We start from the raw sequence: 11887 nt of genomic DNA, 5'->3' as shown, positions 1-11887 counted from the left end.
GTAACCTATCCGTCGGATCAGAGTAGAGGGCCGACGCGCGACGCGTAAGAGGGTGAAGCCCAGCGCGTCGCGCGCTCCCCCCGGGCCGCCGCCTGGGGGTTCGCGCCCGGAGCCCTACTTCTTCGCCTTGGACTCGCCGTCGGAGTCGGTGGACAGCACCGCGATGAAGGCCTCCTGCGGGACCTCCACGCTGCCGACCATCTTCATCCGCTTCTTGCCTTCCTTCTGCTTCTCCAGCAGCTTGCGCTTCCGCGAGATGTCACCGCCGTAGCACTTGGCGAGCACGTCCTTGCGGATGGCGCGCACGGTCTCGCGGGCGATCACCCGGGCGCCGATGGCGGCCTGGATGGGCACCTCGAAATTCTGCCGCGGGATCAGCTCGCGCAGCTTGGCGACCAGCCGGACGCCGTACGCGTACGCCTTCTCCTTGTGGGTGATCGCCGAGAAGGCGTCCACCTTGTCGCCGTGCAGCAGGATGTCGACCTTGACCAGGTCGGCGCTCTGCTCGCCGGTGGGCTCGTAGTCCAGCGACGCGTAGCCGCGGGTCTTGGACTTGAGGTTGTCGAAGAAGTCGAAGACGATCTCGGCCAGCGGCAGCGTGTAGCGGATCTCGACGCGGTCCTCGGACAGGTAGTCCATGCCGAGCAGCGAGCCGCGCCGGTTCTGGCACAGCTCCATGATCGCGCCGATGAACTCGGTCGGGGCCAGCACCGTGGCCCGTACCACCGGCTCGTAGACCTCGGAGATCTTGCCCTCGGGAAATTCACTCGGATTGGTGACGACGTGCTCAGTGCCGTCCTCCATGAGGACCCGGTAGACGACGTTGGGCGCCGTCGCGATCAGGTCGAGGCCGAACTCGCGCTCCAGCCGCTCGCGGACCACGTCCAGGTGCAGCAGGCCGAGGAAGCCGACCCGGAAGCCGAAGCCGAGCGCCGCGGACGTCTCCGGCTCGTAGACCAGGGCCGCGTCGTTGAGCTGCAGCTTGTCGAGGGCCTCGCGCAGCTCCGGGTAGTCGGATCCGTCCAGCGGGTACAGGCCGGAGAAGACCATCGGCCTGGGGTCCTTGTAGCCGCCCAGCGCCTCGGTGGCGCCCGCGCTCTGGGTGGTGATGGTGTCACCTACCTTGGACTGCCGTACGTCCTTCACGCCGGTGATCAGATAGCCGACCTCACCGACACCGAGCCCGTCGGCGGGCAGCATCTCCGGCGAGTTCGTGCCGATCTCCAGCAGTTCGTGGGTGGCGCCGGTGGACATCATCCGGATCCGCTCGCGCTTGGTGAGCTGCCCGTCGATGACCCTGACGTAGGTGACCACGCCGCGGTAGGAGTCGTAGACCGAGTCGAAGATCATCGCGCGGGCGGGCGCGTCCGCGACGCCGACCGGGGCGGGGACGTCCCTGACCACCCGGTTGAGCAGCGCGTCCACCCCGACACCGGTCTTCGCCGAGACCCGCAGCACGTCGGCGGGGTCGCAGCCGATCAGGTTGGCCAGCTCCTCGGAGAACTTCTCCGGCTGGGCGGCGGGCAGGTCGATCTTGTTCAGCACCGGGATGATGGTGAGGTCGTTCTCCATCGCCAGATAGAGATTCGCCAGCGTCTGCGCCTCGATGCCCTGCGCCGCGTCCACCAGCAGGACGGTGCCCTCGCAGGCGGCGAGCGAGCGGGACACCTCGTAGGTGAAGTCGACGTGCCCCGGGGTGTCGATCATGTTCAGGATGTGCGTGCCGCCGGCGCTGTCGGTGGGCTGCCAGGGCAGCCGGACGGCCTGCGACTTGATGGTGATGCCGCGCTCACGCTCGATGTCCATCCGGTCGAGGTACTGAGCGCGCATCTGCCGCGCGTCGACGACCCCGGTGAGCTGGAGCATCCGGTCGGCGAGCGTCGACTTGCCGTGGTCGATGTGCGCGATGATGCAGAAGTTGCGGATCAGCGCCGGGTCGGTACGGCTCGGCTGCGGCACATGGGCCGGCACGGAAGAAGGGGTCGCGGGCACGCAGGGTCCATTTTCTCGAGACGCTCACCGCCGCGCTCGGCGCGGGACTCGGTCTCTGCTGGCTGGGCGGATCGATACGTAGCCTCCATGGTCCCATGGCCGGCGGCCGCCGTGCGGTTTGGGAGCGGCCCGGCGCTGCTGGTAACCTGGAGCGCTGTGCCTCGTGACCCCCGTCGGTCGCACCCGCTGGACCACGGACCCGGGGCGCTGATCCTTTCGGTAAACGAACCTGAGAAGGCTCCTTCGTGGCGAACATCAAGTCCCAGATCAAGCGCAACAAGACCAACGAGAAGGCACGGCTGCGCAACAAGGCGGTCAAGTCCGAGCTCAAGACCGCGGTCCGCCGCACCCGTGAGGCCGTCGCGTCCGGCGACGCCGCCAAGGCCGAGGCCGCCGCGCGTACCGCGTCCAAGAAGCTCGACAAGGCCGTGAGCAAGGGCGTCATCCACAAGAACCAGGCCGCCAACAAGAAGTCGGCCATCGCGCAGTCGGTCGCCGCGCTCCAGGGCTGATCACCCAGGGTCCGCCGGCACGGCGGGCAACCGGACTCAGCGGCCCCTCTACCGCCCGGACCCGCACCGCCCAAGACCCGCGCCGCACGCGGACGTTCGCCACGTGCCTGCGGCGCACTGACACAGCTTCACCGCCCGTCCGGGGTTTCCCGGGCGGGCGGTTCTTTTCTCGGTACTTCTGACGTACGGCGTCGATATCCTCACCGTATGTCGATGCCGCCGCCTGACCAGCCGGGCTCAAATCCGTACCAGAACCCCCAGCCGTCCGGGCCGCCCGGACCGCCGCCCGGGCAGATACCCGGCCAGCCGCCGGCCGGCGGCTTCGGTGCGCCGGTGCCGCCGCAGCACAACCCGTACGCGCAGGCCCCGAGCCCCTACGGCTCCCCGCAGCCGGCCTACTACGGTCCCCCGCAGCAGCCCGGCGCCCTTCCCGCGGGCGGCTCCGGCGGCGGGGTGGGCAAGGCGGTGCTGTGGGCGGTCGTCGGGGCCGTCGTGGCGTCCATGGCCTGGGGCGGCGGGGTGCTGCTGCTCGGCAAGGACTCGGGCAAGGCCGACCTGCGCGGCTACTCGTCCAAGAAGAACCTGTGCGACACCGCGGACCTGAGCGCCTTCAAGACCGAGTACCCGAAGCCCGACGCGGACCCGACCTCGTACACCAGCGACCGGCCCACCCTGGTGCAGATGTTCTGCAGCGAGAGCCTGGACAAGGACACCTCGGACACCACCTCGTACTCGTACGCCTACGTGTCGATCGAGGCCGACCTGCACCGCAAGTCAGACCCGACGGAGGAGTTCGGCGACCACTGGAAGAGCTTCGAGGACCACGGCTCGGGCTCCACGAACCAGTACAAGGTCACGGCAGTGGACGGCTTCGGGGACGAGGCGTACCTGGTGACGCAGGACACCGTCAGCACCGGCTCCGACGGTGAGGAGAGCGGCAGCCGCGAGTCGGTGCTCGCCGTACGCGACGGATGGATGACCTTCACCCTGTCGTGGAACGGCTACGCCTCGACGCTCGACAAGGGCACCGACAAGGTCGCCACGCTGGACCAGGCCACGGCGTGGGTCAAGACGGCCGCCAAGGCGACCATGGCGAAGCTCAAGTAGCCCCCGGGTCCGGAGCGCCGCCCCCCGGGGCGGACCGGTCGGTCAGCCGCGGGTGCGTTCCGGGGGCGGTCAGGCGCGGGAGCGGGCGGCCTGGGCGATGGTGACCACGGCCTTCTCCAGGGCGTAGGCCGGGTCGGCCGCGGCGCCCTTGACGGCCGCGTCGGCCTCCGCGACCGCGCGCAGGGCGACCGAGACGCCCTCGGCGCTCCAGCCGCGGATCTGCTGCCGCACCCGGTCGATCTTCCACGGCGGCATGCCGAGGTCCCGGGCCAGCTGACCTGGATTCGCGCCGCGCGGGGCCGACGCGAGCTTGCCGATCGCGCGCACACCCGAGGCCAGCGCGAAGGTGATACCGGGCAGCGGCTGCCCGACCGACAGCGCCCAGCGCAGCCGCTCCAGCGCCTCGGCCGTCCGCCCGGTCACCGCGAGGTCGGCCACCTCGAAGCCCGTCGCCTCGGCACGTCCCGTGTAATACCGGGCGACCACCGCCACGTCGACCGTGCCCTCGGTGTCCGCGACCAGCTGCGCGCACGCGCTGGCCAGCTCCCGCAGGTCGCTGCCGATCGCGTCGACCAGCGCCTGCGCCGCCTCGGGCGTCACAGACCTGCCGAGCGTACGGAACTCGCTCCGTACGAAGGCCAGCCGGTCGGCGGGCTTGGTCATCTTCGGGCACGCCACCTCGCGCGCACCCGCCTTGCGGGCCGCGTCCAGCAGCGCCTTGCCCTTGGCGCCGCCGGCATGCAGCAGCACCAGGGTGATCTCCTCGTACGGCGCGGTCAGATACGCCTTGAGGTCCTTGACCGCATCGGCCGACAGGTCCTGCGCATTGCGCACGACGATGACCTTGCGCTCGGCGAAGAGCGACGGGCTGGTCAGCTCGGCCAACGTCCCCGGCTGCAGCGCCTCGGGCGTCAGGTCCCGCACATCGGTGTCCGCGTCCACCGCCCGCGCGGCCACCACCACCTCCCGCACGGCACGGTCGAGCAGCAGGTCCTCCTGCCCCACGGCCAGCGTGAGCGCAGCGAGCGGGTCGTCGTCTTGAGCGGTCTTCCTTGCCATCGCGCCCCAGCATCCCACGCCGCTGTGACATCCCGGCCCCTCGGTGTCCGGCCACATGGTCGGGCCTGTGGAGGAGGCCGGTTCGCGGAGGCCGGTTCGCGGAGGCCGGTTCGCGGAGGCCGGTTCGCGGAGGCCGGTTCGCGGAGATCGGCGAGGAGGTCGGCGGGTGGGCCGTCAGGTGATGCCCCCGCTCCCCCACGGCACAATGTCCCGGTGACCGACGTACGCCATGTCCTGGTGCTTCCCGACCGCGATGCCGCGGAGGAGGTCGCCGCCGACCTCGCCGAACGCTTCTCCCTCCCGGAAGAGCCCCGGCTGGTACGCGACGCGCTCGCCGGCGAGGACGACGCGGAGGACGCCCAGTGGCTGGTCGTCATCGAGGACCCCGGAGCCCGGCTGGACACCGCGGAGCTCGACGCGCTCGCGGCCTCGCACCAAGGCTGGCTGGAATAGCGCCGTCGCGTCCCTCTTCCCGAGGCGCGCAAGCCCGCGGTGCGGACCGCGAAGCCCGCGGCGGCCGACGCCCGCGCGACCCCGCACCCGCGACAAGCGGTCCCGAGCACCCGCGGTCCTGGGAGTGCGCCTACTGCTGCGTGGGGAGGTCGCGGGTGCGGAGCAGGCGGGAGGGGAGGAGCCACAGGACGCCGAGGGTACCGCCGAGGGTGATCGTCCAGAGCGCCGGGCGGAGGCCGATCGTGGAGCCGAGGAAGCCGCCGGTGAGGGCGCCGAGCGGGCGCACGCCGTAGTTGACGGTGCGGAAGGCGCCGGTCACGCGGGAGCGCAGGACGCCGGGGATGACAGCGGCCTGGAGGGAGCCGGCGGCTATGTCGAGCAGCATCACACCCAGGCCGGAGGCGAACTCCGCGAAGAAGAAGGCGCTCAGGACCAGCGGGGTCGGCCCGCCTGCCAGCGGGACGAGGACGAGGGGCGCCGGGAAGGCCAGCGCGCCGAGCGTGATCGCGGGGCCGACACCGATCGCGCGGATTATCCGGCCGCTGACCACGGCGCCCAGCAGGCTGCCGAAGGCACCCGCGCCGATGACCGCGCCCAGTGTCCCGGCGCTCAGGCCGAGTTCGCCTACCGCGTAGAGGACCACCAGGGTGCTGAAGGCGAAGGTGAAGAAACTGATGGTCGCGACGCAGGCGAGCATGGGCCACAGCAGCGGGGAGCGGGCCAGGAAGCGCAGACCCGCCGTCAGCTGGCCCTTGCCGCGCTCGGCGGCGGGGGGTTCGACCGGGGCTATCCGGGCCAGCTGCCAGGCCGACGCCAGATAGGACCCGGCGTCGGCGAGCAGGGCGAGGGGCGCGGCGAGCACCTGGACGAGCAGGCCGCCGGCGCTGGGCCCTGCCACGAAGGAGAAGGCGCGGCTGCCGCTGGTCAGCGAATTGCCCTCCACGTATTGCGTAGGAGGGACCAGCGACACGAACAGCGCGGCATTGCACACGTCGAAGACGACCGCGAGCGTGCCGACCGCGAAGACGACGACGCACATCTGGGCGAAGGTGAGCACCCCGAGCGCGTAGCCGAGGGGCAGCGAGGCCATCAGCCCGGCGCGGGCCAGGTCCGCGACGATCATCGTCTGCCTGCGGCGCCCGCGCCGGTCCGCCCATGCCCCGGCGGGCAGCGAGAACAGGAGCGCGGGCAGCAGCCCGGCGAACCGCAGCCAGCCCATCGCGGTGGGTCCGACGTGCAGCACGAAGACGGCTGCCAGCGGGACCGCGAGATAGCTGATCTCGTCGCCGAAGAGCGAGACCGTCTGGCCGGTCCAGTAGCTGCGGAACTGCCGTTCGCGCAGCAGCGCGGGGGTGCGGTCGGCGAGTCCGCGCAGCGCGGTGGCCGTGCTCACGCCTCCTCCCCCGGCCGCTCGGTGTCCGCGGCCCGGTCCGGGGCGACGTAGGCCACCTGGAGGTAGGCGACGCGGCGGGCGCCCTCCGGCCGCAGCGCCGGGTCGTAGGCACGGTCGGCGAACTCCTCGACCATCGCGTCGAACCGCTCGCCCAGCGCGGTCAGCTCCTCCGGCGTGAGGTAGAGCATCACGTCGGTGTGGCGCTCGGCGCGCTGCCACTGCTCGGGCAGGTTGTGCCGGGTCTCCAGGGCCCGCATCAGGCGGTGGAACTGGTTCTCGGCGACCGCAGCGTTCAGCGCATCGGCCGCGGAGGCGACCGCGGGGTCCGGTGAGTAGTTCGGCCACTCCGTGAACGCGGCGGTGGCCCGCCACGGCTTCTCCCGGCCCGGGCCGCCCGGGTCGGCCTCCTCGACCAGGCCGTACTTGGCCAGTATCCGCAGGTGGTACGAGCAGCTCGCGACGGACTCGCCGGTCAGTTCGGCGGCCCGCGTCGCGGTGAAGGGCCCCTCCATCCGGAGCAGGCCGACCAGGCTCATACGGGTGGGATGAGCGTACGCACGCAGGGCGCGCGGGTCGGTGAGGCTTACCTGGTGATCCCATGGCTTCTCCGTCATGTACCTAAAGCTAGCTTTCTAAAGGCCTCTTTACAAGGCTTCCTTTACAAACTTCCCTTGGCAAGCACTCCTTTCTAAGTAGTCCTTTAGAAGAAGCCGCCCTCCAGGGCGAGGCCGCAGGCCCGTGCCGGGCGCCCCTTTCACGGCGTCCCCGCCAGGACCGTCCGCAGGCCCGCCGGCCCGTCGCCGGCCACCGCGATCGGCCCGTCCGTGTCGGTCCGCAGCACCGTCGCACCCAGCGCCCGCAGCATGGCGACCGTACGGGCGGCCGGGTGGCCGTAGCGGTTGTGCGCGCCCACCGAGATCAGCGCGAGGCGCGGTCTCGTACGCGCGAGCAGCGCCGGGTCCTGGTAACCGCTGCCGTGGTGGGCGACCTTGAGGACGTCGACCCGCGGCAGATCCGGCACGGCGTCCAGCACCTCCTGCTGGGCCACCGGCCCGAGGTCCCCCGCGAGCAGCAGCGTCAGGCCGCCGGTGCGGACCAGCAGCGCCACGCTCGCGTCGTTCGGGTCGTCGTCCGAGAGCGCGTCAGCGGTCGGCGGCGGCCACAGGACGCGCCAGCTCAGCGGGCCGACAGCGCGCCGCTCCCCCGCGCCCGCCCGCAGTATCGGCACCCCCGCAGCCGCTGCCTGCCGGCGCACCCTGGCCGCCTCGCCCGCCGGCTCGTCCAGCACTGTCGTCTCGATCGCGCCCACGCTGCGGCCGCGCAGCACACCGGGGAGACCGTCCGCGTGGTCGGCGTGGAAGTGGGTCAGGATCAGCAGCGGGATCGTGGTGACCCGCAGATCGCGCAGGCAGCGGTCGGCCAGGGCCGGATCGGGCCCGGTGTCCACCACGACGGCGCTGCCCGGCCCCGCCGCGAGGGCCAGCGCGTCGCCCTGGCCGACGTCGCACATCGCGAACCGCCAGTCGTCCGGCGGCCACGCCGTCCTGAGACCCGGCAACGGGAGCGGCACCGGGCGGACCAGTGCCAGGAGCAGGAGCAGGGCTCCCGCGGCGGCGGGCCACGGTCTGCCGGCCAGCGCCCTGCCGCCCACCGCCAGCCCGACCGTCACGACGCTCAGCAGCGCCGCACCCGGCCAGCCGCCCGGCCAGCCGATCTCCGCCCCCGGCAGCGCCGCGCCATGCCGCGCGACCGCCACGATCCACCGGGTCGGCCAGCCCGCGAGCCAGGCCAGAACCGCCGCGGCGGGCGGGGCGAAGGGCGCGGCCGCCAGTGCGCAGAAGCCCAGCACCGTCGCCGATGCCACCGCCGGCTCCGCCAGCAGGTTGCACGGCACCGCGACCAGGCTGAGCCGCGCCGACAGCACCACGATCAGCGGCCCGCAGGCCGCCTGCGCCGCGCCCGCCGCCGCCAGCGCCTCGGCGGCCCTGGGCGGCACACCGCGGCGGCGCAGGGCCGCGCTCCAGCGCGGGGCCAGCGTCAACAGCGAGCCGGTGGCCAGCACGGACAGCGCGAAGCCGTACGACCGCGCCACGGTCGGGTCGTAGAGCACCAGCAGCAGGACGGCGCCGCACAGGGCGGGCAGAAGCGAACGGCGACGCCCCGTGCCGATCGCAAGCAACGTGATCAACCCGCATGCCGCGGCCCGCAACACGCTCGGGCTCGGGCGGCTGACCAGGACGAACGCGGCGGTCAAGCCCACGCCGAGCACCGCTGTCAGGCGCAGCGGGATGCCCAGCGCGGCCGCCAGGCCACGGCGTTCGGCCCGGATCGCGCGGGCGGGCGGCCCGATCAGCAGGAGCAGGACGATGGTCAGGTTCGCGCCTGACACCGCGGTCAAATGGGCGAGGTCCGTTACCCGGAAGGCGTCCTTCAGATCCGGCGGCAGGCCGCTGGTGTCGCCGATCACCAGTCCCGGGAGCAGCGCGCGGGCATCGGCCGGCAGCCCGGCGCTCGCCCTGCGCAGGCCGGCGCGCAGCCGGGCCGCGACGCGTTGCGGCCTATCGGGCGGGGTCACGATCGCGGGCGGCCCCGTCGTGCGCACCACAGCCGCGGTGGGGTCGCCCGCGCCGCGGGTCGGTGGGGCCAGGCGGGCACGCACCGCCACCTCGGTCGACGGCAGCAGCCGGAGCCACTCCGCTTGGTGGCGGGTCGCCATCACGACGACGGGTGTGCGGGTGCGGGTCCCGCCCACCCGGACGACCTCCGCCGCCACCACGACGGTGCCGGGCAGGCCCGGCGTCGGCGAACGGGCCGTGAACGGGTCGGCGGTGACCCGTAGCTCGACCGCCACCGATGCATTGCGGGCGGCCAGTCGGGGGATGGGGCCGCGGTGGCGGTCGGCGTCCGCCATCGCCGCGACGGCGGTCGCCGTCGCGACGGTCAGCAAGGTCGCCACTGCCGTGGCGGCGAGCTTGGGCCTGCCAGGCCCTTGCCGGGAGGAGGGAGTCGGGGGCTCGGGCCCCTCGGCCCTCTTGGACCACCGGGCCCGTTTGTCGCGCCCGGTCCGCGTGACCGGCTTGTCGAGCGGGTGGCCTGGGCTGCCTGGGGCGGCCCTGCGGGCTGCCGCTGCCGTGGCGATCATGGCGGCTGCCATGATCGCCACGGCCGTGCACATGGCCGTCGCGCCGACCGTCGGCGTCAGGGCCGCCGCTGCCCAGGCCGCCAGGGCGGGCGCCACCAGCCGGAGGTCCGGCGGACCCTCCTGGTGGGGGTCCGACGCGCCCAGCCGCGACGCCGCCGCTGCGTGAACTGCGGCGCGGCCCTCCCGGGCCGCGACCCCCGCGGCCCGGGTCCGATCCCCAGGTGACGGCTCGTCCGGGCTGGGCGCGCCGTTCCCCGCGCCCCTGCTGGGGGCCGGCCCCCGACCCGACACTCGCGGCGCGTCCCCGCCAACGGCTCGCCCCCGTGCCGGCACGGGCGGCACGTCGCGGCTGGGCGTGCGCCTGCCGGGGCCCGGAGGCGGGCCGGTGGGGCGGGGGATGTTTCGGCGGCGGGGGGTCATGGGTGGACCAGGGGTTTGAGGGTGGTGAATTTGTGGTCGCCGATGCCGGGGACCTGGCGGAGTTGCTGGAGGGTCGTGAAGCCGCCGTGCTGGGTGCGGAAGTCGAGGATGTGCTGAGCCAGGACGGGGCCCACGCCGGGGAGCGCGTCGAGTTGGGGGGCCGTTGCCGAGTTGAGGCTGAGGGGGGCGGTCGGGGCTTGGGCGCCGGTGGCCGTGGAGGTGGTGGCGTCGGGGGGTGGGGAGAGGCCGACCAGGAGCTGTTCGCCGTCGGCGAGGGGGCGGGCGAGGTTGAGGGAGGTCGTGTCGGTGCCGGGGAGGGAGCCACCGGCCGCGGTCAGGGCGTCGGCGACGCGGGAGCCGGCGGGGAGTCGGCGCAGGCCCGGGTGTGCGACCTTGCCGGCGATGTCGATCGTCAGGCCGGAGCGGGGGGAGGTGGACGCGGGCGGTGCGGCCGCGGCCGCCGGTACCGGAGGGGGGACGCGGACCGTGTGCGGGCGGCCCGACACGTAGTGCTGGACCGCGAGGCCCGTGCCGGCCAGCAGGACGACCGCCAGCGCTAGCACCGTGCGGAATTCCAGGCCGCAGCGCAGCAGGAGCCAGGTGCGCAGGGTGTCGAGCCGGCCGCCGGACGGCTCGGGCGGCGGTGGGGGCTCAGGCGCGGGTGGCTCGGGCGGAGGTGCGGGCTCAAGCGGAGGCGCGCCGAAGATCGCGGAGGCGCGCTCACGGGTGAGGGCGGACCTGGCCTGCGCGGCGGCGGCCTTGTGGCGCAGGCGGATGACGGTGATCGGGCCGGCCGGGCCCAGCGGGTTCGTCGCGTTCATACCGATCATCGTGGACCGGCCCACCCGCCCCGCGATGATCTTGGTCCGCAGCCTGTGGATAACTCACCGCCTGTGGACGACCGCGGTCAGTGCGGGGAGATCACCACACCCAGCAGCCCCGGCCCGGCGTGCGCGCCGATCACCGCGCCCACCTCGCTGACCACCAGGTCGTCGAGGCCGGGCACGCGCTCGCGCAGCCGGTCCGCGAGGATCGCGGCGCGGTCCGCGGCGGCGAGGTGGTGGACCGCGAGGGCGACTCTGCGGGTGCCCGCACGCTCGACCACGATCTCCTCGAGGCGGGTGATCGCCTTCGAGGCCGTACGGACCTTCTCCATCGGTTCGATGCGCCCGTCGACGAGCCGCAGCAGCGGTTTCACCGCGAGGGCGGAGCCGAACAGTGCCTGGGCGGCACCGATCCGGCCGCCTCTGCGCAGATAGTCGAGCGTGTCGACGTAGAAGTACGTGGAGGTGTCCGCGGCGCGCTTCTCCGCGGCGGCGACCACCTCGTCGGCGGTGCCGCCCGCTTCCGCGGTCTGCGCGGCCGCGAGGACGGTGAAGCCCAAGGCCATGGCGACCATGCCGGTGTCCACGACCCGGACCGGGACCGGGGCGTCCTTCGCCGCGATCAGCGCGGCGTCGTAGGTGCCGGAGAAGTCGGCGGACAGGTGGAGCGAGACGATCGCCTCCGCGCCGGACGCGGCGGCGGCCTCGTAGGCGGCGGTGAATTCGAGGGGGGCGGGGCGGGAGGTGGTGACCGGGCGGCGGCGCTGGAGTGCGCGGGCGACGGCGGGGGCGGAGATTTCGGTGCCCTCTTCCAGGGCCTCGTCGCCGATCACCACGGTGAGGGGCACGATCGTGATGTGGTGGCGGATCAGGGCGTCACGGCCGAGGTAGGCCGTGGAGTCCGTGACGATGGCGACGTGCGGGGGCATGTCCGGGAGATTACCCGGGGTGCGCGTCGGGGCGACAGCTTGGGCCTGGGCGGGGC

10 protein-coding genes are annotated in these 11887 nt (G+C 73.3%); 3 read left to right on the top strand and 7 right to left on the bottom strand.

Annotation, left to right across the window (positions count from 1 at the left end):
- Positions 1 to 114: 114 nt before the first annotated feature.
- Positions 115 to 1992, bottom strand: coding sequence for a translation elongation factor 4 (lepA, locus tag BUE44_RS04805; RefSeq protein WP_073494034.1), 1878 nt, complete (start codon positions 1990 to 1992; stop codon positions 115 to 117).
- Between the two features lie 245 nt (positions 1993 to 2237).
- On the opposite strand from lepA, the gene rpsT reads away from it, so the two are divergent.
- On the top strand, positions 2238 to 2504 hold the full coding sequence (rpsT, locus tag BUE44_RS04800; protein ID WP_073494031.1) for a 30S ribosomal protein S20: 267 nt from the start codon (positions 2238 to 2240) through the stop codon (positions 2502 to 2504).
- A gap of 207 nt (positions 2505 to 2711) precedes the next feature.
- Positions 2712 to 3611, top strand: a complete 900-nt coding sequence (locus tag BUE44_RS04795) for a hypothetical protein (RefSeq protein WP_200804331.1) — start codon at positions 2712 to 2714, stop codon at positions 3609 to 3611.
- A 69-nt stretch (positions 3612 to 3680) separates the two neighbouring features.
- On the opposite strand, the gene holA is transcribed toward BUE44_RS04795, so the two are convergent.
- Positions 3681 to 4670, bottom strand: coding sequence for a DNA polymerase III subunit delta (holA, locus tag BUE44_RS04790; protein WP_073494029.1), 990 nt, complete (start codon positions 4668 to 4670; stop codon positions 3681 to 3683).
- A 213-nt stretch (positions 4671 to 4883) separates the two neighbouring features.
- Between holA and BUE44_RS04785 the strand changes: the two genes are divergently transcribed.
- A complete protein-coding gene (locus BUE44_RS04785) occupies positions 4884 to 5123 on the top strand; it encodes a hypothetical protein (protein WP_073494027.1) in 240 nt (79 codons plus the stop codon).
- A 130-nt stretch (positions 5124 to 5253) separates the two neighbouring features.
- Here BUE44_RS04785 and BUE44_RS04780 read toward each other — a convergent pair whose 3' ends face one another.
- The 5 genes from BUE44_RS04780 to BUE44_RS04760 all read right to left on the bottom strand — a co-directional run bounded on the left by BUE44_RS04780 (position 5254) and on the right by BUE44_RS04760 (position 11831).
- Entirely contained in the window at positions 5254 to 6516 is a 1263-nt protein-coding gene (locus BUE44_RS04780; RefSeq protein ID WP_073494025.1) for an MFS transporter, read from the bottom strand.
- Positions 6513 to 7130, bottom strand: a complete 618-nt coding sequence (locus tag BUE44_RS04775; RefSeq protein WP_073494022.1) for a winged helix-turn-helix domain-containing protein — start codon at positions 7128 to 7130, stop codon at positions 6513 to 6515. The genes BUE44_RS04780 and BUE44_RS04775 overlap by 4 nt, the downstream gene beginning before the upstream one ends.
- Before the next feature lie 140 nt (positions 7131 to 7270).
- On the bottom strand, positions 7271 to 9802 hold the full coding sequence (locus BUE44_RS04770; protein WP_073494552.1) for a ComEC/Rec2 family competence protein: 2532 nt from the start codon (positions 9800 to 9802) through the stop codon (positions 7271 to 7273).
- Positions 9803 to 10074: 272 nt separating this feature from the next.
- A complete protein-coding gene (locus BUE44_RS04765) occupies positions 10075 to 10899 on the bottom strand; it encodes a ComEA family DNA-binding protein (RefSeq protein WP_079189488.1) in 825 nt (274 codons plus the stop codon).
- A gap of 86 nt (positions 10900 to 10985) precedes the next feature.
- On the bottom strand, positions 10986 to 11831 hold the full coding sequence (locus BUE44_RS04760) for a DegV family protein (RefSeq protein ID WP_073494020.1): 846 nt from the start codon (positions 11829 to 11831) through the stop codon (positions 10986 to 10988).
- Positions 11832 to 11887: the final 56 nt, after the last annotated feature.

This window comes from Actinacidiphila paucisporea, from assembly GCF_900142575.1.
Lineage (GTDB): Bacteria > Actinomycetota > Actinomycetes > Streptomycetales > Streptomycetaceae > Actinacidiphila > Actinacidiphila paucisporea.
This window is presented reverse-complemented; position numbering and strand designations above follow the sequence as displayed.